At 66.8% G+C, this 21,284-nt stretch carries 18 protein-coding genes; 12 read left to right on the top strand and 6 right to left on the bottom strand.

Annotation, left to right across the window (positions count from 1 at the left end; translation table 11 throughout):
- The first annotated feature begins 309 nt into the window (after positions 1 to 309).
- The 5 genes from QWJ37_RS13340 to QWJ37_RS13320 all read left to right on the top strand — a co-directional run bounded on the left by QWJ37_RS13340 (position 310) and on the right by QWJ37_RS13320 (position 7,502).
- A complete protein-coding gene (locus QWJ37_RS13340) occupies positions 310 to 1,083 on the top strand; it encodes a hypothetical protein (RefSeq protein ID WP_227905274.1) in 774 nt (257 codons plus the stop codon).
- 29 nt (positions 1,084 to 1,112) lie between these two features.
- Complete coding sequence (locus QWJ37_RS13335; RefSeq protein ID WP_227905271.1) at positions 1,113 to 1,775, top strand: class F sortase; 663 nt, start codon at positions 1,113 to 1,115, stop codon at positions 1,773 to 1,775.
- 143 nt (positions 1,776 to 1,918) lie between these two features.
- Entirely contained in the window at positions 1,919 to 4,198 is a 2,280-nt protein-coding gene (locus tag QWJ37_RS13330; RefSeq protein WP_290245535.1) for a hypothetical protein, read from the top strand.
- A gap of 95 nt (positions 4,199 to 4,293) precedes the next feature.
- Positions 4,294 to 6,429 carry a zinc ribbon domain-containing protein gene (locus QWJ37_RS13325; RefSeq protein WP_290245534.1) on the top strand — a complete coding sequence of 712 codons (2,136 nt, stop codon included), beginning with the start codon at positions 4,294 to 4,296 and terminating at the stop codon, positions 6,427 to 6,429.
- 2 nt (positions 6,430 to 6,431) lie between these two features.
- Positions 6,432 to 7,502 carry an SGNH/GDSL hydrolase family protein gene (locus QWJ37_RS13320; RefSeq protein ID WP_290245533.1) on the top strand — a complete coding sequence of 357 codons (1,071 nt, stop codon included), beginning with the start codon at positions 6,432 to 6,434 and terminating at the stop codon, positions 7,500 to 7,502.
- A 235-nt stretch (positions 7,503 to 7,737) separates the two neighbouring features.
- On the opposite strand, the gene QWJ37_RS13315 is transcribed toward QWJ37_RS13320, so the two are convergent.
- Both QWJ37_RS13315 and QWJ37_RS13310 read right to left on the bottom strand, forming a co-directional pair.
- Positions 7,738 to 9,129, bottom strand: coding sequence for an MFS transporter (locus tag QWJ37_RS13315; RefSeq protein ID WP_227929063.1), 1,392 nt, complete (start codon positions 9,127 to 9,129; stop codon positions 7,738 to 7,740).
- 125 nt (positions 9,130 to 9,254) lie between these two features.
- On the bottom strand, positions 9,255 to 10,181 hold the full coding sequence (locus QWJ37_RS13310; protein ID WP_290245532.1) for a LysR family transcriptional regulator: 927 nt from the start codon (positions 10,179 to 10,181) through the stop codon (positions 9,255 to 9,257).
- Between the two features lie 130 nt (positions 10,182 to 10,311).
- On the opposite strand from QWJ37_RS13310, the gene QWJ37_RS13305 reads away from it, so the two are divergent.
- Genes QWJ37_RS13305 through QWJ37_RS13285 form a run of 5 tightly spaced genes read left to right on the top strand, consistent with a single transcriptional unit; the run spans position 10,312 to position 14,662 of the window.
- Positions 10,312 to 11,232 (top strand): CoA-transferase, encoded by a 921-nt coding sequence (locus tag QWJ37_RS13305; protein ID WP_290245531.1) that lies wholly within the window; start codon positions 10,312 to 10,314, stop codon positions 11,230 to 11,232.
- Complete coding sequence (locus QWJ37_RS13300) at positions 11,229 to 12,047, top strand: CoA-transferase (RefSeq protein ID WP_290245530.1); 819 nt, start codon at positions 11,229 to 11,231, stop codon at positions 12,045 to 12,047. The genes QWJ37_RS13305 and QWJ37_RS13300 overlap by 4 nt, the downstream gene beginning before the upstream one ends.
- 20 nt (positions 12,048 to 12,067) lie before the next feature.
- Entirely contained in the window at positions 12,068 to 12,841 is a 774-nt protein-coding gene (locus QWJ37_RS13295; RefSeq protein ID WP_290245529.1) for an SDR family oxidoreductase, read from the top strand.
- Between the two features lie 46 nt (positions 12,842 to 12,887).
- On the top strand, positions 12,888 to 13,754 hold the full coding sequence (locus QWJ37_RS13290) for an enoyl-CoA hydratase/isomerase family protein (protein ID WP_290245528.1): 867 nt from the start codon (positions 12,888 to 12,890) through the stop codon (positions 13,752 to 13,754).
- The gene (locus QWJ37_RS13285) at positions 13,751 to 14,662 is read left to right on the top strand and encodes a 3-hydroxyacyl-CoA dehydrogenase family protein (protein ID WP_290245527.1); all 912 of its coding nucleotides are present in this window, start codon (positions 13,751 to 13,753) and stop codon (positions 14,660 to 14,662) included. The genes QWJ37_RS13290 and QWJ37_RS13285 overlap by 4 nt, the downstream gene beginning before the upstream one ends.
- 111 nt (positions 14,663 to 14,773) lie before the next feature.
- Here QWJ37_RS13285 and QWJ37_RS13280 read toward each other — a convergent pair whose 3' ends face one another.
- The 3 genes from QWJ37_RS13280 to QWJ37_RS13270 all read right to left on the bottom strand — a co-directional run bounded on the left by QWJ37_RS13280 (position 14,774) and on the right by QWJ37_RS13270 (position 17,362).
- Positions 14,774 to 15,961 (bottom strand): acyl-CoA dehydrogenase family protein, encoded by a 1,188-nt coding sequence (locus QWJ37_RS13280; RefSeq protein WP_227904005.1) that lies wholly within the window; start codon positions 15,959 to 15,961, stop codon positions 14,774 to 14,776.
- A gap of 36 nt (positions 15,962 to 15,997) precedes the next feature.
- A complete protein-coding gene (locus QWJ37_RS13275) occupies positions 15,998 to 16,516 on the bottom strand; it encodes a thioesterase family protein (protein WP_290245526.1) in 519 nt (172 codons plus the stop codon).
- A 78-nt stretch (positions 16,517 to 16,594) separates the two neighbouring features.
- Complete coding sequence (locus QWJ37_RS13270) at positions 16,595 to 17,362, bottom strand: enoyl-CoA hydratase/isomerase family protein (protein ID WP_290245525.1); 768 nt, start codon at positions 17,360 to 17,362, stop codon at positions 16,595 to 16,597.
- A gap of 123 nt (positions 17,363 to 17,485) precedes the next feature.
- Between QWJ37_RS13270 and QWJ37_RS13265 the strand changes: the two genes are divergently transcribed.
- Positions 17,486 to 18,619, top strand: a complete 1,134-nt coding sequence (locus QWJ37_RS13265; protein ID WP_290245524.1) for an FAD-binding oxidoreductase — start codon at positions 17,486 to 17,488, stop codon at positions 18,617 to 18,619.
- On the opposite strand, the gene QWJ37_RS13260 is transcribed toward QWJ37_RS13265, so the two are convergent.
- On the bottom strand, positions 18,612 to 19,823 hold the full coding sequence (locus tag QWJ37_RS13260; protein WP_290245523.1) for an ROK family transcriptional regulator: 1,212 nt from the start codon (positions 19,821 to 19,823) through the stop codon (positions 18,612 to 18,614). The genes QWJ37_RS13265 and QWJ37_RS13260 overlap by 8 nt on opposite strands.
- Before the next feature lie 224 nt (positions 19,824 to 20,047).
- Between QWJ37_RS13260 and xylA the strand changes: the two genes are divergently transcribed.
- Positions 20,048 to 21,235, top strand: a complete 1,188-nt coding sequence (xylA, locus tag QWJ37_RS13255) for a xylose isomerase (RefSeq protein WP_290245522.1) — start codon at positions 20,048 to 20,050, stop codon at positions 21,233 to 21,235.
- The last annotated feature ends 49 nt before the right edge of the window (positions 21,236 to 21,284 follow it).

Raw genomic sequence — 21,284 nt, 5'->3', positions numbered from 1 at the left:
CAAGGACGTTCCCTTCGACGACGGCGCCCCGCCGGGTCGGCGAACGGGGACATTCCCGGGGAGAAGACTGCCACATCTTCGCTCGGGGCCGCCAGCCGGGGCAGCACCGGGCCGGCCGGAGCCGGGCTTCGGTGATGCAGGGGAATGTCCATACCTGCTGTTCGGTGCGGGTGGCGGAACGGACGGGTGCCCGTCGCTGTGCACGTGTTTCAAAACTTTTTTCAGGTATTTCGATCCGGGACACATCCGCCCGGCGCTCAGCTCCGAACCTGTGGTGTTGCTAGAGAACCCACGACGAAGGACACGATGATGAATAAGAAGATGCGTCTGCTTGCCGTCCCCACACTGGCCCTGGGAGCCCTGGCTCTTTCCGGCGGTCCCGCCATGGCACACGGCGAAGATTCCTGGAGCAGCCAGGCCACGCTGAACACCATGAACAATTCCGGCACCACCGGACAGGCCATGGTGGATGTGCACGGCACCGAGGCAGTTGTAACCGTCAACGTTTCCGGTGCAGCGGAAACCTTCATGGACGGTCCCTTCCCGCACGCCCAGCACATCCACATCGCGGCGCAGGGAACCTGCCCCGGCCCGGAAGCGGATACCGACGGCGACGGCGTGGTGAACACCACCGAGGGCCACCCCTTCTACGGCCACATCGGCACCTCGCTGACCACTGAAGGCGATTCCAGCCCCGATTCCGCCCTGGCGGTTGAGCGCTTCCCGGGCGGATCCGCCTACACCTACGAGCGGACCCTTGAACTGAGCCCCGAGACCGCTGCGTCGCTGAAGGACGGCAGTGCGGTAGTTGTGGTGCACGGTGTTGATCCCACCAAGATGCCTGCTGCGGCGGCTGAGAAGATGTCGGACCTGGATCCCAGCCTCCCGGCAGCGGCCACCCTTCCTGCAGCCTGCGGCACCCTGGTCGGTTCCCAGATGGCTGCCATGCCCGAGGGCGGAGCTGACACCGGTGTGGAGACGGCCTCCGACAACGGCGTTGCCGGCACTGCAGTTGCCGGTGCGGGCGTTCTGGCCCTGGCCGGTGCGGCAATGGTGGCCCTCCGCCGCCGGGCCCGCGCCTAGGGAACCCGTGAGTAGCTGAGGCGATCCCCATGAAGGAATCCCCGAACGGCCGCCGTGCAGGTCTGCTGACCTGCGCGGCGGCCGCGCTCCTCCTGTTCACCGGGTGCAGCACCGCGTCCGCGCCGGAGGCCGGAGCCCCGACGAGCGCGTCAGCGACCGCATCCTCCGCCGCGCCGTCAGCCCCCGCGCCCACAGCGGCCACTCCGTCGCCGGGGACCGCTGCACCGGCTGAAACGCCGGCCGCCGCGCCGCCTGCCTCCCTGTCCATCCCGTCCACCGGAACGGAATCCGCGCTCCTTCACCTGGGGTTGCGCGAGGACGGTTCCCTGGAAGTGCCGCCCGAACCGCCCGGCTCACCGGCCAGCTGGTTCACCGGCTCGCCGGCTCCCGGCGACCAGGGGCCGGCGGTACTGCTGGGCCACGTCAATGCCACCGGCGGGGGACCGGGCGTGTTTGCGGACCTGCGGGCCCTGAAACCCGGGGACCGGATCAACATTGCACGCGAGGACGGCTCCACGGCGGTATTTGCCGTGGACAAGGGGGAGCAGTACGGAAAAACGGACTTTCCCACCCTTGAGGTTTACGGAAACACCGAGCAGCCCGAACTGCGCCTGATAACGTGTGACGGTTTTGATGCCGCCAGCGGGGAATTCGAGGATAACTACGTTGTGTATGCCACGCTGATCCCGTAATTCCCCTCCGCGGACATTCGCCCCGGGCCCCGTCATAACCGGCGGTGCATATATGCCCCGTGTTAGGGTTTTATGCGAACGTATCTGTTGGCTCGGGGGGACCATCACTTACTCCTTCCGGGCGTTTACTACCTGGGGGAGAATTGAAGAACTGCACGTCCTGCGGCGCTGAACTACAGTCGCACTGGAAATTCTGTACCAATTGCCAGGCGCCGCAGCCGGCACAGAGCGGCGGCAGTGCTGCCGCCGAAACCACTCAGCCGGACCACGACGCCGTCCGCAGCGAGCAGCCCACGCAGCGATTTGAGCAGGCACCCGGCCAGAGCGCCGCAGACGGGCAGCCGGGGCAGCGGGCAGAGAGCACCGCAACGTCCACATCGGTTTTTGATCCGCCCGTTATGGCGCCGGCCGCCAAGTCCGCCGACGCGACGGGTACCAGCGGTTCCGGCTTCGCCGCTCCCGGCGCCCCCGCCGGTCCCGGCGGCACGGGCAACAACGGTCCCGGCGGCATGGGCAACAACGGCCCATCCGGTCCGCAGGGCCCCGGCGGAACGAACACGCCGCCCTCCGCCCCGAAGGGACCCAGGAAACGGTCCCGCAAGGTCATCATCCTCGTCTCCGTCCTCGTTGTCCTGCTGGCAGTGGGGATCGGGGCCTTCTTCTACGTCCAGAACCTGATCCGCGGCGGAGCCAGCTCCCCGCAGGGTGCTGCAGACCAGCTGATGGAGTCCATTGAAACCAAGGACATGATCGGTCTTGCCACGCTGGTCCCGCTGGAAGAGCGCGAACCCATCCAGCGGATCCAGGAGCACCTGGCGGACAAGATGGAGGAGTTCAAGCTCGAGGAAGCCCTGACGAAGGTGGGACGCGATGAAGAGCTCAGCGAGGACGAGTTCTCCTTCGACGGCGTCACCATTTCCATGGAAGGCGTCGAACCCGAAATTAAGGAAATCGACGAGAGCACCGCGCTGATCAGGTACGCCAGCGGCGAGGTCAAGGTCGACATCGATCCGGCGGCAACCACCGGAACGCTGCGCACCATCTTCGATTCCCTGGAAGAGGAAGAAAAGGTCAGCGAGACCATCGAACTGGGCGAACTGGGCCCGGACGGATCCCCGCTGACCCTGGTCGCCACCGAACGCGACGGCCGCTGGTACATCAGCCCCATGTACAGCGTTGCCGAAATGGTCAACGCCAGCGAAAGCTATGACCGCGGCAGCGTCCCGGAGGCCTCCACCGGCAGCAACAGCCCGGCCGAAGCAGCCAAGGCCATGGTCGAAGCCGTGCCCTCCGTGATCTCCGAGGGAAGCCTCAGCCCGCTTGCCGGCACGCTCTCCATTCATGAAGGCAGCCTGCTCTACCTCTACCAGGACATGTTCGACGACGCGATGTCGGGCATGAACGGCGAAGAGATCAGCGTCAGCGACGTCCGTTTCACGGAAGGCGAGAAGGACGGCAACCGTGCCACCGCCGTCGTCGACAACATCAGGCTGGAAAATGACTACGGCGACGAAATCACCCTGACCAGCGAGTGCATCAAGGGTGAAAGCGATTCGGACAGCTTCTGCCTCAACGGGTCCGGTTACACGGTTGAACCGTCAGCCCAGATGTTCGGCGGCCTGCAGAATCTGTCGGTGACCACGCTGGAGGAAAACGGCAAGTGGCGGGTCAGCCTGGGCCACACCCTGGCCGACGCGGTTATTGACTGGACCGATTCCCTCACCCGCGAGCAGGCACTCGCGCTGCTCTCCCTGGCACACAGTGAAGATGCCTCCGGCGACATTGCCGTGGATGACTCCACTGACGTGACCTTCAATTCCGCCGGCTTTGCGGTACTGAACCTCCGTGTTGACGAGGAAATGAGCCTGGCCGCCGAAGACGAGTACGACTTCGGCGACATGACCGTCTACTCCAAGGACGGCAAAGAGGAAATCACCACTCTCGGCTACGGCGACGAGATCCCTGAAGGGGACTACAAGCTCGTGGTGTTCGCCGGCCCGGAATGGGATGAGGAACGCGCTGAAGACGGCGGCGACATTGACTACTCCAAGGAACTGACGCTGGTGGAGGATTCGGGTACCTCCTTCTCGGACTCCTACCTGGACCCGGGCAAGGATTACTTCTACGGCCTGCTGTCCCTGAGCGGGGAGGCCATGACCCACACGCTGAAGGGCATTGAGGACGACGGCGAGCTGATGTTCGAGGTGTCAGGTTCGGTGCTGCCCATCGGTACGCCCGGCACAGTGGTAGTGACCATGGACGGTGAGGAACACGAACTGAAGCTCGTGGCCGGCGAGCCGGCCACCGTAACCATCCCGTACCCCGGTGACGGTGAGGAACACGAGGTCACGGTAGAGCTGTTCCCCGGTGAGGGAGCCACCACCGCGTTCCTCAGCTACAACGGCGAGCTGAGCGCAAACTAATACCCAGGGACGGTCCTGCCGCAGCGCGCGGCGGGACCGTCCTGCCCTTTGCCGGCTACGGCATCCACAGTTTTCGAAAATCCAAGGAAGGCACCATGAAATTCTGTCCCGAATGCGGCAAACAACAGGAACCCGGAGGCCGGTTCTGTCCGGAGTGCGGGTTCGCGATGGGCACTGATGCCTCTGCCGCGCCGTCAGGGGCGCACGCTCCCGCCACGGCATCACCGGCTGCGTCACCGGAAGCGGCACCGGAACGGCAGCCCGAGTTCGCAGCAGCCGGCCACCCCGGCCAGGGCATGAGCCAGCAGCACCAGGACCAGCACCTGGGCCAGGGGCAGCCGTACTCCGGGACCCCCGCCCCCGGTAATTCCCTCTACGGCCAGGCGCAGGCTCCGGCTCAGCCGGCCCAGAAGCGTCCCTCAGCCTTCGCCGGCGTTCCGGTCAGCGACTACGTGAGGGACGGTATTGCCGTCCTGCTGCTGTTCTTCTCCCTCTTTATGACCTGGACCTTTGGCTCCGGAAGCTACTACGGGGCCGAGTCGACGGCGGGCACCCGCCTGGACGTCCTGCTGATTACCCTGCTGAGCATCTTCTCGGTGGGCGTGAGCTACCTCTGGCGCGCCGGGGTCTTTGGCCCCAAGATCGGCTACCGGCAGGTCCAGGACATCAAGGCACTGGCCAACCTGCCCTACCTCATCCTGGTGGTGGTGTATCTGGTGATGAGCATGGCGGCAGCGGGTTCCTTCGACTCGAGCCTGAGCATCCTCGATGCCGCTCCGGCCTTCGGGCTGGCAGGCGCCATCATGGCGGCACAGCCCCGCCGCGGCGAAATTGCCCCCGGCACCGTGGACGCACCCCGGAACCGGCGCTGGGTCTTCGTCACCATGGGAATCGCCGGCCTTGCCGCAGTGACGGTCCTGGCACAGATCATCATCCGCATTGTGGAGGTTGCCGGCCGCGGCGACGATCCCATCTACCAGTCCCTGGGACTGGGCAACCCCTGGATCCCCACCCTGCTGCTGTCCCTCGTTGGCCTGGTCTCCGTAGCCGTCCTGGCGCTCGTGGCACTGAACGTCTTCCGCGGATCCGACACCTGGCTGTTCACCGGAGTCTGCATCGGCGTCGGCGCCTTGTTCCTCGGCCTGATCTCCCTGATGGGCGCCTACGGAGTATCCCTGGACTACTACGCCGGCTCGCCGTCCTTCTCGCTGATCTTCTGGATGGCCTTCGGCGCTGCCGTTTCGGCGCCGTCGGTCGCACGCCTGACCCAGCACACGCAGGCAGCTCCGGCGGACCGGCTCACCGCGCTGAAGCCGGCGATCCTGCTCACCCTCATCCTGACGTCCGCACTGGCCGCCCTGTCCCTGTTCTCCATGGTCTGGACGCTCGTTGAAGATTACGACGGCGCCGCCACCTGGGCCATCTCCTTCGTCTTCGCGCTGGTTATGGTTGCCGGCGCGGTCATGCTGCCCAAGGTAGCTGCCCGCGAGCAGCGTTCCGCCTACGTGATGGGCAGTGCCTACGCAGGCATCCTGTTTGTGCTCGGACTCATCCTGATGATCATCCGGATTGTCCGCAACGACGGCTCGGCAAATGAGGTGGGCACCGGCAGCACAGCCACCATCATCATGGTGCTCACCTGGGTCATGCCGTTTGTGATCCTGGCTGTCCTCTGGCTGGACAAGGCGGCCAGGGAACACTTCAAGACACTGGCACCGACCGGCGGCGTTGGCGCCGGCTTCACGTTCGACGCCGCTCCGCAGCAGCAGGCGCCGGGTCACAACGCACCGGTCCAGCACGTACCGGGTCAGCCGGTTCAGCAGACTCCGGTCCAGCACGCACCGGTTCAGCCGTCGTCGGCCCCGGCCAGCCAGGCAGCTCCGGCCGCCTCGGTCGCAGGACAGGGTGCTGGCGTGGAAGCCCCGGCTGCCGGATCCCCGGTTGCCGGCACCGGCAGCACCGCTGACGAGAGTGTTCAGCCCGCCGCAACAGGAACGGCTCCGGAAGCCGAAAACGCTGCCGAAGCCGGAACAGCTGCGGACCCGGATGCCGCACTGATCGCCGAGGCCGCTGATCCGGCCACGGCTCTGGCCCGGCTGCAGGAACTGGCCACCCACCCGCGGGCACGGGTGGCCGTTGCCGGCAACCCGTCCACCTACCCGGATCTGCTCAACTGGCTGGGCCAGCTGGGGGATCCGGCAGTGGATGAGGCACTGCGGCGCCGGCAGTAAGCATGAAACGGCTGGCGGCGGGTGTCGTGGCAGCGGTGGTAATCCTCACCGCCTGCACGGCGACGCCTGCCGCCGGCCCCTCCGGCCCGGCCGGAGAAACAACAACATCGGGGCTGTCACCATCGGCGGCAGCCCCGGTGTCGCCGTCGGCGCCCGTACCGTCGGCACCCGTACCTTCAGCATCGGAGCCTGAACCCTCCCGTCCCACCGGGTGGCTGGCCGCCGTCACCGGCGACACCGGGCGCCTGGCCATCCTGGGGGATTCCTTCGCCTCCGGCGAGGGCGCCGGCAGCTACCGGCCCGCCGGCGACGCTCGCCGGGATTCCTGCCACCGCAGCACCTACGCCGTGGCCTCCGAGCTCTTTCCCCCGGACAGTATTGCCAACCTGGCCTGTTCCCGGGCGACCACCGGGCATCTCACCGCCCCGCAGACGCTGGCGTTCCGTGAGCCCACACAGCCCGGCGCCGGGCCCGGGTCCGTTCCGCCCCAGCTGCAGCAGCTGCAGGGCTTCGACCCCACGCTGGTGATCCTTTCCGTGGGTGGCAACAACCTGGATTTCGCCGGTATTCTGCAGGCCTGCCTGCTGGATACCAGGCCCTGCACCGAAAACCCCGCCCTGCGCGCGGATGCCGCTGTGCAGCTCGCGGCGCTGCAGCCGGACCTTGAAGCGGCCTATTCAGCACTGGCCAGCGCCGTTGCCGCACCCGTCCTGGTGCTTCCGTATCCCCAGCTTTTTGATGCGCCCGACGGCGGCTGCGGGCGCCTCAGCGTCGAGGAACAGGGGTTCGCCCGGGAACTGGTGGGAGAACTGAACACCGTGATCCGTGCGGCGGTAAACAATGTCCCGCAGGCAAACGTGTATTTCGTGGAGACCGCGCAGGACGCCCTGGCCGGCCACGGTGCCTGCAGCGAGGAACCCTACCTGCATGCCGCCAATGTCTCCGGCCTGCTGCAGGCCGCCGATTCGCCCACCGCCAACCAGGAACTGCTGCACCCCACCCGGCAGGGATACCGGGCCATGACCGATGCCATCGTCGAATGGGCTGCGGCGTACCCCGTCGCAGCCGGATAACCGGCCCCGCCCTCTACCAGGGACTGCCGCCGTCACCGCCGGAAGGACTGCCGCCATCGCCGCCGGGAGGACTGCCGCCGTCGGCAAGGGACCCGGCAACCACAGGACCCGACAACCACAGGACCCGACAACCACAGGACCCGACAACCACAGGACCCGGACAACCACAGGACCCGGACACGGAAAGACCCCCGGGACGTGATGTCCCGGGGGTCCGGTAAAGCCGTGGGGCGGACTATGCCTGCGTTGCGGCCTTGCGGGCGTCCTGCCCGGCAGCGTCCGGCAGTTCGTCCTGGGTGCTGAAGCTGTCCGAGCTGGCGTACCCGTCGCCCATGTTCCTGGACCGGGCCAGCAGGCCCAGCACACAGCCGATGGTCAGGCCCACGTGCACCAGGGCCAGGGCGACCACCGCCAGGATGGAGCCGCTGACGTTGAGCAGGTACTGGCCCATCATGGGCGCCGTCCCGGCAAACAGGGTGGAACTGAGCTGGTAGCTCAGGGAAATGCCGGTGTAGCGGATGTTCGGCGGGAAGGATTTGGCCAGGATCCCGGCCAGCGCGGCGTAGTACATGGAGTGTGGGATGGTGGCCACCGCCATGCCCACCACGGCCAGCAGGTAGTTCCCGGTCCCGATCATGATGAACATCAGCGGCATAAAGACCAGTTCCGGCACCAGCAGCAGCAGGACGGCCTTGCGCAGGTCCATCTTCGAGGCGATGAGCGCGCCGAAGGGCTGCACGCAGAACTGCACCACCAGGGCAATGGTGACGATGGTCAGGAAGGTGGAGCGGTCAAACAGCCCGCTGTCCACGGCCCAGGCCAGGGCGAAGGTCCCCTTGAAGTAGGTGGCGGAGACGGCGATGATGCAGGCGCCGATGCCCAGGACCACAATGCCCTTGGAATGGCGCAGCACCTCGGTGAACGGGGTCTTGGCGACGGTCTTGGTGACCATCATTTCCTTCATGGCCGGGGATTCCTCGATGCTCAGCCGGATGAACAGGCCAATGCCCACCAGGACGGCGGAGAGCAGGAACGGAATGCGCCAGCCCCAGGAGAGGAACTGTTCGTCCGGCAGCTGTGCCACGGCGAGCCACACCAGGGTGGAGAGCAGGTTGCCCATGGGGGAGCCCTGCTGGGCGAAGGCGCCGTAGATGATGCCCTTGCCCTTGGGGGCGTGTTCAGCGGCCAGGACGACGGCGCCGCCCCACTCGCCGCCCATCGCGATGCCCTGGATGAGGCGCAGGAACACCAGGATCACGGCGGCCCACATGCCGATCTGTCCGTACGTGGGCAGCAGCCCGACGGCGGTGGTGCAGATGCCCATCATCAGCAGGGTGGTGACCAGCGCCTTCTTGCGGCCGAACTTGTCACCGAAGTGGCCGAACACCACGCCGCCCAGCGGGCGGGCCAGGAACCCGACCCAGAAGGTCGCGAAGGCGGCAAGCGTGCCGACGGCGGCGTCCTCGGCCGGGAAGAAGATCTGCCCGAAGACCAGGGCCGAGGCGGTGCCGTAGGCGTAGAAGTCGTACCACTCGACGGTGGTTCCGGCGAAGGAGGCGAAACCGGCCTTCTTTGCCATCCGGGTGCGCGTTTCCGCGTCAACCGCTGGGGTTTGATTTGTGCTCACAACAGCTCCGGTGTAAGTGATGGGGGGGGTGTGTGACAGGCCACACATGAAGATTTCCTCACTCACCTTGCCAGTACGTACTGAGAGCGTCCAATAACCAATCTGACCAACAGTAGGACGAAATATTACTGAATTCCTGAGGGAAGCCGGCTTTCCTCGGGAATCGGGGTGGGAAGGACTTCTTCGGCAATCTTCAGCACCGCCTGAACCGCTGCGGAAGCATTGTCCTTCCGCCAGGCCAGGACGGCGGCCATCTCCGGAATATCGTCATCGAGATTCCGATAAACCAGTCCGGGGGTATTGATGTGCTGGACCGAAGAAACCGTAATTGTTACGCCAACGCCCGCCGCCACCAGGCCCAGGATCGTGTAGGAATCCGGAGCCTCCTGCATGATGCGCGGCGTGAAGCCGGCATTCATGGCCACCTGGATCAGGGCATCCCGGACGGTGGAGCCGCGGGTCCCCGGGAACGTCACAAAGGGTTCCTCGGCCAGGTCCGCTGCACTGATGCTCTCGCGGCCGGCGAGGGGGTGGTCGCTCGGCAGGGCAGCGACCAGCCGCTCGTATTCGTACACCCGGGTGCTCAAGGCCGAATCACGCACCGGCAGCCGGGCAAAGCCGATGTCCAGGGTGCCTGCCGTGACTTCAGCCAGGGCCGCGCCGGCGTAGGTCTGGCCCTGCAGGACCAGCTCGATGCCGGGTTGTTCGGCGCGTACGGCCCGGGCCAGCTTGGGCAGTGCGGCACGGCTGCTGGCGCCGGCGAAACCCACCACCACCCGGCCCACGATTTCCGAATTGCCCAGCACCGCTGCGCGCTTGGCCATTTCGACGTCGGCGAGCACCTGCCGGGCCGGGCCCAGCAGTGCCGCACCGGCGTCACTGAGCGTCACGGACCGGGTGTTGCGGTGGAAGAGCTGGACCCCGAGTTCCTTTTCCAGATGCCGGATCTGCTGACTCAGCGCCGGCTGGGCCGTGTGCAGGCGCGCGGCGGCCCGGCCAAAATGCAGTTCCTCCGCCGTTGCCACAAAGCCGATCAAATGCCGAAGTTCCATGGTCCGTCCCGCCACTAGGCAATCATTGAGATCTATTTCTTATCACACAAGGCATTTCTAGGTATTGGACCGTTATAGATCGGCGGTGCCAGTATGAGGGGCACCACAAAAACCCGGAGGCCGTACAGAAATGATCCAAAAGCAGTATTCCCTTCAGGATGCCGTTGCCGAATTCGTCAAAGACGGGGACACGGTGGCGCTGGAGGGATTCACGCACCTGATTCCCTTTGCCGCCGGGCATGAAATCATCCGGCAGGGCCGGACCGGACTGACCCTGGTGCGCATGACACCCGACATTGTGGCGGACCAGCTGGTGGGTGCCGGCGCCGTGGACAAAATGATCTTCGCCTTCACCGGCAACTCGTCGGTGGGCTCCCTCTACGCCATCCGCCGTGCCGTGGAGGCAGGCGGTCCCGGCTCACTCACGCTGGAGGAATACAGCCACTACGGACTCCTGGCCCGCTACCAGGCCGGCGCTGCGGGGATCCCGTTTATGCCGGTGCGCTCCTACGCCGGCAGCAGCCTGCCGGAGGTGAACCCCAATCTGCGCAAGGTTGCCTCGCCCTTTGACCCAGGGGTGGAGACCTACGTGGTTCCGGCACTGAATCCCGACGTTGCCATCATTCACGCCCAGCGCGCGGACCGGCACGGCAACATCCAGAGCTGGGGCATTCTCGGACCGCAGCAGGAAGCGGCGTTCGCCTCCAAACGCACCATTGCCCTGGTGGAGGAGATAGTGCCTGACGAGGTGATCCGCTCGGATCCGAACCGCACCGCCGTCCCGGGGTTCGCCGTCGACGCCGTGGTGGAGGTGCCCTACGGTGCCCACCCCTCCTTTGTCCAGGGCTACTATGACCGCGACAACACGTTCTACCGCTCCTGGTCGGCCATCAGCAAGGACCCTGAACGCCTTGAGGCCTGGCTGCAGGAATGGGTCCACGACACCGGAGACCACGCCGGCTACGTCGCCAAACTCGGCCCGGACTTCTTTGCTCCGCTGACCCCCGAACCGCACCTGTCCACCCCGGTAAATTACGGAAGCGTCCGATGACACCCTTCACCGCCCTCCCGAACAACACCGCCGCCGCAGACGACGCGGCCGCACCCGCATACACTTCCAGCGAACTGCTGGCAGCGGTCAGCTGCCGTTACCTGCAGGGCACCCGCCGGGTCTTTGCCGGCATCGGACTGCCCACCCTCGCCGTGGCCCTGGCCCAGAAGTCCACCAGCCCGGACATTGAGCAGGTCTATGAATCCGGCGTCTGCGGCGCCCATCCGCCCCGGCTGCCGGAAACCATTGCCGATGCCTCGCTGGCCACCGGTGCCGAGGCCATCCTCACCATGCCCGTGCTGTTCGGCTACGTGCTCCAGGGCGGCTGGATTGACGTGGGGTTCCTGGGGGCGGCGCAGATTGACCGGTTCGGCAGCCTGAACTCCAGCGTCATCGGAGACTGGGAGTCTCCGGACGTCCGGTTGCCCGGTTCCGGCGGCGCGGCCGAAGTGATGGCCAACTCCGCCGAGGTTTTTGTGGTGATGCGCCGGCACAACCCCACCTCCTTTGTCCGCGAGCTGGATTTCTGCACCAGCCCCTCACCCCGGATTGCCCGGGAAAAAGACCCGCTGGTTCCCGCCCAGGGCCGCGGGGTGACCACCGTCATCAGCGATCTTGGCGTGCTTAAGGCGGATGAAACCGGTGAACTGTGCCTGGCCACGGTGCACGAGGGCGTCAGCGTGGAACAGGTGATCGAGGCCACCGGCTGGCCGCTGAAGGTGCTGCCCGGCTTGTCCGTGACCCCCGCGCCCACCGCGCAGGAACTGCACCTGCTGCGCAATGAGATCGATCCCGGCCGCGTGTACCTGCGCTGATCACGGACAAGGAGACCAGCATGTTCAGTACCCCCGTTTTCGCCGGGCGCACCGCCCTGGTGACCGGCGGCAGCGCGGGCATTGGCCTGGCGATCGCCGGGACACTCGCCGGCCTCGGCGCGAAGGTAGCGGTGGTCGGCCGGAACAAGGACCGGTTGGACGACGCCGTCGAACAGCTCCGCGCCCACGGCGGCCAGGTGCGCGGCTACGCAGTGGATGTCCGGGACGCCGCGGAAGTGGCAGCTGTGGTGGACGCCGTCACCGGCGACCTTGGCCCGGTGAGCCTGCTGGTGAACAACGCGGCGGGCAACTTCCGCGTGGACCCGCTGCAGCTCTCGCCCAACGGATGGGCCGCCGTCGTGGACATCGTCCTCACCGGAACCTGGAACGTCACCTCCGCGGTGGCCCGTACCGCCGTGGATACGGGCACCGGGCTCTCCGTGGTCAGCATCGGGACCTCCGCCGCCGTCACCGGCAGTCCCAGCACCGTCCACTCGGCCAGTGCCAAGGCCGGGGTGGAAGCCATGACCAAGTCGCTGGCCAAGGCCTGGGCGCCGCACGGTTTCCGGCTCAACGTCCTGACCCCGGGACTCACCGAGGGCACGGGCGGCACCACGGCGCTCTACCCGGACGCGGACGCGGTGCAGGAGCATGTGCACCGGATTCCGCTGCGCCGGCTGGCCCGCCGCGAGGAAATAGCCGATGCCTGCGCCTATCTGCTCAGCGATTACGCTTCCTACATCACCGGCACCACACTGCTGATCGACGGCGGCCGGCAGCTGGGCGACCAGTGAGCCCCGCACCCGTTCCTGTTCCACCGACCCTAAGCGAGACCTGACAATGACGTCCCTTTTTGCCGAGACCGCGTTCACCACGCTGCTGGTCACCGAGACCGAAGACCGGATCCAGGTCCAGCTGAACCGGCCCGAGGTGCGCAACGCCATCGACGCGGCCATGGTGGAGGAACTGCACGCGGTCTGCGCCGTGCTGGAGCGCCACCCGCGGATCCTGATCCTCTGCGGCACCAGCGTGGGCGGCCGCGGGGTGTTTGCCTCCGGCGCCGATATTTCCCAGCTGCGCGAGCGCCGCCGGGATGACGCGCTGGCCGGCATCAACTCCAGCGTTTTTGCCCGCATTGCCCAGCTGCCGCTGCCGGTGATTGCCGCCCTGGACGGTTTCGCCCTGGGCGGCGGCGCGGAACTCGCGTACGCCGCCGACTTCCGGCTGGGCACACCCACGCTGAAAATCGGCCAGCCGGAGGTGGGCCTGGGCATTATGGCCGCCGCGGGGGCCACCTGGCGGCTGAAGGAACTGGTGGGGGAGCCGCTGGCCAAGGAACTGCTCCTGGCCGGCCGCATCCTCAACGCGGAGGAAGCCCTGCAGGCACGCCTGGTCACCGAACTGCACGAACCCGCGGACCTGCTGCCCGCCGCCCATGCCCTGGCGGACCGTATTGCCGCACAGGATCCGCTGGCCGTCCGGCTGACCAAAAGCGTGTTTGCCGCCCCGCGGGAGGCACACCCGATGGTGGAAACCCTCGCACAGGGCATCCTCTTTGAATCCGAGGCCAAGTTCGAGCGGATGCAGTCCTTCCTGGACCGCAGTGCCGCCCGGCAGGCCGCCAAGCAGGCAGCGGCACCCGCCGCATCCACTTCCACACTCGCACCCGCACCGAATTCCACTCCCGCACCGAAGGACAACGCATGAGCACCGCCGAGAATCTTTCCTCCCCGACCAACCCGTCCGCCGAAACAACCGAGGCCGGCACCGCTGCCGTGCCCGCCGTCGTCGGCGTCCTGGGCGGCGGCCGGATGGGCGCCGGCATAGCCCATGCGTTCACCGTCGCGGGTGCGGACGTGGTGGTGGTGGAGCGGGACCAGGCCGCGGCCGACGCTGCCCGTGAAAGGGTGGCAGCCGCGCTGGCCAAGAGCGTGGAACGCGGTACCACCACACACAGCCTCGATGAGCTGACCGGCCGGCTGAGCGTCTCCACCGACTACGCGTCCTTTGCCGGGTGCGATCTGGTGGTTGAGGCCGTGCCCGAGGACTTTGAGCTGAAGTCCTCGGCCCTGAAAGCTGTGGAGGAACATTTGGCCGACGGCGCCTGGCTGGCCACGAATACGTCCTCGCTGTCCGTGGCGAAACTGGCTGCCGGCCTGGCCCGGCCCGAGCGCTTCTGCGGCCTGCACTTCTTCAATCCGGTTCCCTCCTCGCTGCTGGTGGAGGTGGTGCTGACGGATAGCACGTCCGCGGAACTGGGGGAGGCCGCCCGGGAGTGGACCGCCGCGCTGGGGAAAACCGCCGTCGTTGTCCGGGACGCCCCCGGCTTCGCCTCCTCCCGCCTGGGGGTGGCCATTGCGCTGGAAGCCATGCGGATGGTCGAAGAGGGCGTGGCCTCGGCCGAGGACATTGATGCGGCCATGGTGCTGGGCTACAAACACCCCGTGGGACCGTTGCGCACCACCGACATGGTGGGCCTGGATGTGCGGCTGGGCATCGCGGAGTACCTGCACGAGACGCTCGGAGAGCGGTTCGCGCCGCCGCAGATCCTGCGGGAGAAGGTGGCCCGCGGGGAACTGGGCCGCAAGAGCGGACAGGGCTTCTTCAGCTACTGATCCGCGTCTTCAGGTACTGATCCGCGTCTTCAGCTACTGATCCAGGGCCAAAAGTAAGGGCCGGGGCACCATGCCCCGGCCCTTCCTTTATGTGCGCTGCGCTGCTGCTGCCTACTCGCCCTTGAGCGCGTTGATGCCGGTGATTTCGCGGCCGATCAGCAGGGACTGGATGGAATCCGTTCCTTCATAGGTGTAGACCACCTCCATGTCCGTCATGTGCCGGGCCACCTGGTACTCCAGCAGCAGGCCGTTGCCGCCGAGCATGTCCCGGGCCTCGGAGCAGATCCAGCGGGCCTTCTTCGCGGTGTGCATCTTGGCCATGGAGGACATGGGGCCGGTGAGCTTGCCGGCCTCCTGCAGGTTGGTGATGCGGAAGCAGATCAGCTGCATGGCAGTCAGCTCGGCCAGCATGTTCGCCAGCTTGTTCTGCACCAGTTGGAACCCGGCAATCTGCTTACCGAACTGCCTGCGCTGCAGCGAGTAGGCCAGTGCTGCTTCATAGGCCGCCATGGCGTGGCCCAGTGCTTCCCAGGAGGCGTTGCCGCGGGTGGCCATCAGCACCCGGCTGACATCGCGGAATCCCTTGGAATCCACCAGCACGTTCTCCGCCGGGATGCGCAGGTTGGTGATGGTGATGTCGGGCTGCAGGATGGCCCGCTTGCCCACCTTTCCGGTGATGACCTCCGCCTGGTATCCCTGCGGATAGGTGCCGTCCGCGTTCTTCTCCATCACGAAGCCCTTGACCTTGCCGTCGGCTTCATCCCGCGCCCAGATCACGACGACGTCGGCGAAGCTGGCATTGCCGATCCACCGTTTTTTGCCGTTGAGGATGTAGGAATCCCCGTCCCGGCGGGCCGAGGTCTCCAGCCCCACCGAATCCGAGCCGTGGTCCGGTTCGGTGAGGGCGAAGGAGCCGATGGCGTCCAGGTTCGCCATGCGCGGCAGCCAGCGGTTTTTCTGTTCCTCGCTGCCCAGCAGGTTGATTGAGCCCATGGTCAGGCCGGACTGCACACTCAGGAAGGTGTTGACGCTGCCGTCCACCCGGGACATCTCCATGGAGACCAGGGCGGAGGAGAGCCGGTCCATGCCGGGGCAGCCATAGCCCTCAATGGTGGTCCCCACCACGCCCAGGCCGGCCAGCTTGGGAACCAGCTCAAAGGGGAACTCGGCACGGTCCCAGTAGTCGTTGATGATCGGTGCCACCTGCTCGTTCGCGAAGGTGCGAACCCGCAGCTGCACCTCGCGCTGCTCATCGGTCAGGGATTCCTCGAGGAGGTAGAAATCGGTTGCGTCGGTCATTGCTTCTCCGTAGTTCTGCCGGGGCGAGCCGGGTGGTTATCGTGGGGGTTCGGTAGGGGAAAGGTAGCGGGACAGGTAGTCCGTTTCGGCCGGCCGCAGCGTGCGCGAGGTTCCGGCTGCCGGGTCCAGCGGCACCAGGACGGTGCTGCCGGTAAAGCAGACCTCACCGGACTGCAGCGCCCGGTAGGCAATGGTGAAGGACCGCGAGCCGATCCGGCTGATCCACAGTTCCATCTCCAGCTGCCGGTCATATTCCACCGGGCGGCGGTACTCCACGTTCAGGGAGGCCACCACCTTGGGATCGCTGAAGCTCCCGACGCCGGCGGAAGCTGCCTGCCGGTTCAGCCACAGGATGCGTGCCTCTTCCATGAGGGTCACAATCCGGGCGTTGTTCACGTGCCCGTTCAGGTCCTGGTCCGACCAGCGCAGCGGCAGGACACAGGTGAACATGCCGGCGTCGGCTTCTCCTGGTGAGGCTGTCCCGGGTGAGGCCGTCCCGGGTGCGGCTGTCCCGTGCGGGGGCGCCTGGTCATGCGCGGCGGAAGTGCCATTCATGGGAGTGTCCTTTGGTGATAACCGGTGGGGTCGATAACCGGTGCGGCCAGGGATAGGTGAACAGAGGAACCGGTGGACTTAGCGGCCGGTGAATCCGGGGGAGCGGCGCTCGCGGAAGGCAGCCTTGCCCTCGGCGAAGTCCGCGGTGAAAAACAGCTTGGGCTGGTGTTCGGCCTCTGCTTCCAGCGCGGCTTCCAATGTGGGTGTTCCGGAGGCCAGAACGGCCTTCAGTGCGGCGACCGCCAGCGGTGCCTGTCCGGCCAGGCTCTCTGCCTGCGCCAGGGCAGCGGCGGGCAGATCGGCGGCGGGATGCACGGCGTCGGCCAGCCCGGCTGCCAGGCACGCGTCCGCATCCAGGACGTCGGCCTCCAGCAGAATCCGGCGTGCACGGGAGGCGCCCGCCCGCTGCGCCAGCGTGGCCAGCAGGCCGCCGTCCGGGATCAGGCCCAGACGGGTGAACGGGAAGAGCAGGCGCGCGTCCGCAGCCATCAGGACATAGTCGCAGGCCAGGGCCAGGCCGGCGCCCATGCCCGCGGCAGCCCCCTCCACCACAGCGATGGTGGGAACGGGGAAGCCGGCCAACAGCCGGATCATGTCCCCAACGTCGCGGAGCCGCCGGGCGGCGGTGGCCGGGTCTTCGGGCGGCATGGCGGTGAGATCGCCGCCGGCGCAGAAGCTGCCCTGCGCCCCGCGCAGCAGCACCACCCGCACCTGCGGGTCCCCGGCGGCCGCCGTCAGTGCGGCAGTGAGCTCCTCGCGCATGGCATTGCCCATGGCGTTGCGCCGTGCCGGGTCATTGAGGGTCAGCGTCAGGATGTGATCCTGCCGGTCCGCTTTGATGAGCAACTGCGTCTCCTGTTTTATTTAAACCGGATGTGTCCGCTGCCACTCTTCCAAACGCGATTATAAATATCCAATACTTATTGCCTATCCGATTTATCGGTAAATCAGCTTAGTGAGGAATCATTCATGCACTCACCGGTACCTGTTAAGCACGTGGCGGTCCTGGGCGGAGGCATCCTAGGGGTTTCGACGGCGGTGCACCTGCTCCGGGACGGCGCCTCCGTGGTGCTGGTGACGGAAGCAGGCGTGGCCAGCGGGGCCTCGGGGCGGTCCCTGGCATGGCTCAATTCCGCCGGCACCCGGCCCGAGGCCTATCACCGGCTGCGGATGGCCGGCATTGACCGGTACCGGACCCTGCTGGAGCAGCATGCCGGGATTGACTGGCTGGGATTCGGCGGCGGCATCCACTGGGACGGACCCGGCAGCGGGGAGGCTCTCCGGGAGCGGCACGACGCCGAGACCGGCCATGCTTATGCCTCCCGTCTGCTCCGCGAGGGCGAGGTTGGGGAAGCTCTGGCCGGAATTGATCCCGCGGTGGACCCCGGATCGGTAGCCGGTCCGGCGGTGTCCAATCCCGGCGAGGGATGGGTCAGCCTTCCGCACCTGATCCGGCACCTGCTCGTTGAGTTCCGGGCCCTGGGCGGCGAGCTGCATGAGCATGCCGGCAAGGCCGCCGTCGCCATCGAAAACGGCCGGACCGTCGGGCTGCAGCTGCCCGGCGGCGGTACCGTGCGCGCGGACGCGGTGCTGGTGGCCGCCGGTGCCGACACCCCCGCCGTAGTGGGGGAGCTGGGCATCAACCTGCCCGACGCCTCGGACCTGGCCATGCTGGTGATTACCGAACCCGCCGGCACGCCGCTGTCCTCGGTGCTGAACACACCCCGGGTTTCGGTGCGTCCGCATCCCGGCAACCGCCTGGCCATGGACCATACCTGGTATCTGGACCGCATCATCCGGGATCCCTCCGGCGGCTACAGCATTGATCCGGCCACCGTGCAGGAACTGGCCGATGAAGCCTCCCGGGTCCTCGCCGGGCACCCGGCCCTTCATCCGGCGGAGTATCTGATCGGCCGGAAACCGGTCCCCGGAGACGGGCTTCCGGTGCTGGGGGAACTCGAGAGTGCACCCGGATGCTTTGTGGCGTTCACGCACTCCGGTGCCACGCTGGGGCTGATTGCCGGCGAGCTGCTGGCGCAGGAGATCCTCACCGGCCGGCGGCATCCGATGCTGGCGGAGTTCCGGGCGGAGCGGTTCAGCTAGCTTCGGTGGCCGCTATCCCGTGCGAGGGGGCGGCCAGCAGCGGGGCAAAGGCCAATTCGGCGGCCCCCACCAGTAGTAACTCGGAGCGGAGTTCGGCCCGGCGCAGGCTCACCCGCTTACCCAAACCGGCAATGGCCTCTGCGGCCACGGCATCGGCAAGCCGCTCCGGTGCGCAGGAAAACAGGGTGCCCAGGAAGCCGCCCAGCACCACGGTTTCCGGGTTGAAGATGTTCACGAAGTTCGTCAGCGCCACGGCCAGGTAATCAAGCTGCCGTTCCACCTCCGTCTGGAGTGCCGGGGTGCGGGGGCCGGCCACCGCGGCGTCGAGCGCGTCCTGGTCAGCGCGCTGAAGTCCCAGCACCTCCAGCAGCCGGGCGAGGCTCACTTCGGTTTCCAGGCAGCCGCGGCGGCCGCAGTGACACCGTGCGCCATCGGTGCGGACCAGGGTATGGCCCAGTTCCCCGGCATACCCGTCGGCACCGCGCAGCGGACTGCCCGCTGCCATGATTCCGCCGCCGATGCCGCTGGCGCTGCCGTTGAGATATACCGTGTTCCCGGCGTCGGCGGCAGCGCCGAAGAGGCTCTCTGCCAGTGATCCCAGGGTGGCGTCGTTGCCGGCAGCCACCGGCAGCTCCAGTGCCTCGGCCAGCGGCGCCGCCAGCGGTTCCTGCCGCCAGCCCAGATGCGGAGCCAGCAGGACCAGCCCGTCGGAGGTGCGGGTGAGTCCGGGAACGGCGACTCCTACGCCAACAATCCGGTCCATGGCGGCCAGATCGGTGGACATTCCGGCCAGCACGGCCCGGGTGATGGTGACGGTCTCGGCCACGCTCGGAGCGGCGGCGGTGTCGTGCCGGACTCGCCGGTGCACACGCCCGCCCAGTCCCACGAGGCCCACCGTCACGGCGTCCACATCCGGATGCACCACGACGGCGGAGACCTGCGAATTCGGGTGCACCAACGGGCTCGGCCGGCCCACCCGGCCGGCAGGGGAATCGGTTTCGTAGGCCAGTCCCATGGCCGCAAGCTCTGCGGCCAGGGCGCCGACGGTGGAGCGGTTGAAGCCGGTCAGCCGGGTCAGTTCGGCCCGGGAGAGCGGGCCGCGGCGGTGCAGCAGAGTCAGCACCCGGGAAAGGTTGGCGGTGCGCAGGCTGTCGGAGCCGCCCCCTGCAGGCACCGGTGGGGTGCCGCCGTTGCTACCGTCCATCGCCGTACCTTCCCTGAATCCGTTGCGTCAGCCTCCACAGTACCTGTCCCGGAAGCGGATTAGTTGGGATGGCAAACAAATAGGGCTGTCACCGGCTGTGTCGTGCGGCGGAGTACTGGGGGCGCGGCCGAAACGGCGGAGCGGCCAGTTGAGAAAACCATTGACAGGCCGCGCGTCCGCCAATATGTTGTGGCTACCAACTAATTCTGTGATCTGGAGCTAACGTGACAATGACGCCATCGCCTTCCGACCGGTTTACCTTCGGCCTCTGGACCATCGGCTGGACAGGAACGGACCCCTTCGGCACCCCCACCCGTGCGGATCTGGACCCCGTCGAGGGCATGCACAAACTCGCTGAACTCGGCGCCTACGGGGTGACCTTCCACGACAATGACCTGGTTCCCTTCGACGCAACGCCACAGGAACGGGACCTGATCCTGAAGAACTTCACCAACGCGCTGGCCGAGACCGGTCTCAAGGCACCCATGGTGACCACCAACCTGTTCACCCACCCGGTGTTCAAGGACGGCGGCTTCACCTCCAATGACCGCTCGGTCCGCCGCTTCGCGCTGCGCAAGGTACTGCGCAACATCGATCTCGCCGCCGAACTCGGGGCGGAAACCTTCGTGATGTGGGGCGGCCGCGAAGGCAGCGAATATGACGGGTCCAAGGACTTCGCCGCCGCCTTCGAGCGGATGAAGGAAGGCGTGGACACGGTTGCCGGCTACGTCAAGGACAAGGGCTACGGCCTGCGCCTGGCCATTGAACCCAAGCCCAACGAGCCGCGCGGTGATATTTTTCTGCCCACCATCGGGCACGCCCTGGCCTTTATTTCCCAGCTGGAGCACGGCGACATTGTGGGCCTGAACCCGGAAACCGGGCACGAGCAGATGGCCGGGCTGAACTTCACCCACGGCATCGCCCAGGCCCTCTGGTCCGGGAAGCTGTTCCACATTGACCTCAACGGGCAGAAGTCCATCAAGTTCGACCAGGACCTGGTCTTTGGCCACGGCGACCTCACCAGTGCGTTCTTTACCGTGGACCTGCTGGAAAACGGCTTCCCCAACGGCGGCCCGCGCTACGAGGGTCCCCGGCACTTTGACTACAAGCCCTCCCGGACCGAGGGTTACCCCGGCGTGTGGGAATCGGCCAAGGCCAACATGGAGATGTATCTGCTGCTCAAGGAACGGGCCGCGGCCTTCCGGGCCGATTCCGAGGTGCAGGAAGCGATGGCCTACGCGGGCATCGGTGAGTTGGCCGAACCTACGCTCGCCGCGGGTGAAACAGTCGGCGATTTCCTCGCCGACGCCGCCTCCTTTGTAACCTTCGACGCGGCTGCCGCTGCGGAGCGGGATTTCGGTTTTGTGAAGCTGAACCAGCTGGCACTGGAACACCTGATGGGTGCCCGCTAGGCTGCCTCCACCACTCAGCACCGGGAGTAAAAGACTGCTGCCGCCCGGC

Source organism: Arthrobacter sp. YD2 (assembly GCF_030410475.1).
GTDB lineage: Bacteria > Actinomycetota > Actinomycetes > Actinomycetales > Micrococcaceae > Arthrobacter_B > Arthrobacter_B zhangbolii.
This window is presented reverse-complemented; position numbering and strand designations above follow the sequence as displayed.

Excerpts from the sequence above, each read along its gene's own strand:
- QWJ37_RS13320 (WP_290245533.1), top strand. The coding sequence starts at position 6,432 with ATGAAACGGCTGGCGGCGGGTGTCGTGGCAGCGGTGGTAATCCTCACC.
- QWJ37_RS13295 (WP_290245529.1), top strand. The coding sequence starts at position 12,068 with ATGTTCAGTACCCCCGTTTTCGCCGGGCGCACCGCCCTGGTGACCGGC.
- QWJ37_RS13290 (WP_290245528.1), top strand. The coding sequence starts at position 12,888 with ATGACGTCCCTTTTTGCCGAGACCGCGTTCACCACGCTGCTGGTCACC.
- QWJ37_RS13340 (WP_227905274.1), top strand. The coding sequence starts at position 310 with ATGAATAAGAAGATGCGTCTGCTTGCCGTCCCCACACTGGCCCTGGGA.
- QWJ37_RS13335 (WP_227905271.1), top strand. The coding sequence starts at position 1,113 with ATGAAGGAATCCCCGAACGGCCGCCGTGCAGGTCTGCTGACCTGCGCG.
- QWJ37_RS13300 (WP_290245530.1), top strand. The coding sequence starts at position 11,229 with ATGACACCCTTCACCGCCCTCCCGAACAACACCGCCGCCGCAGACGAC.
- QWJ37_RS13325 (WP_290245534.1), top strand. The coding sequence starts at position 4,294 with ATGAAATTCTGTCCCGAATGCGGCAAACAACAGGAACCCGGAGGCCGG.
- QWJ37_RS13280 (WP_227904005.1), bottom strand. The coding sequence starts at position 15,961 with ATGACCGACGCAACCGATTTCTACCTCCTCGAGGAATCCCTGACCGAT.
- QWJ37_RS13265 (WP_290245524.1), top strand. The coding sequence starts at position 17,486 with ATGCACTCACCGGTACCTGTTAAGCACGTGGCGGTCCTGGGCGGAGGC.
- QWJ37_RS13285 (WP_290245527.1), top strand. The coding sequence starts at position 13,751 with ATGAGCACCGCCGAGAATCTTTCCTCCCCGACCAACCCGTCCGCCGAA.
- QWJ37_RS13305 (WP_290245531.1), top strand. The coding sequence starts at position 10,312 with ATGATCCAAAAGCAGTATTCCCTTCAGGATGCCGTTGCCGAATTCGTC.
- QWJ37_RS13275 (WP_290245526.1), bottom strand. The coding sequence starts at position 16,516 with ATGAATGGCACTTCCGCCGCGCATGACCAGGCGCCCCCGCACGGGACA.
- QWJ37_RS13260 (WP_290245523.1), bottom strand. The coding sequence starts at position 19,823 with ATGGACGGTAGCAACGGCGGCACCCCACCGGTGCCTGCAGGGGGCGGC.
- QWJ37_RS13310 (WP_290245532.1), bottom strand. The coding sequence starts at position 10,181 with ATGGAACTTCGGCATTTGATCGGCTTTGTGGCAACGGCGGAGGAACTG.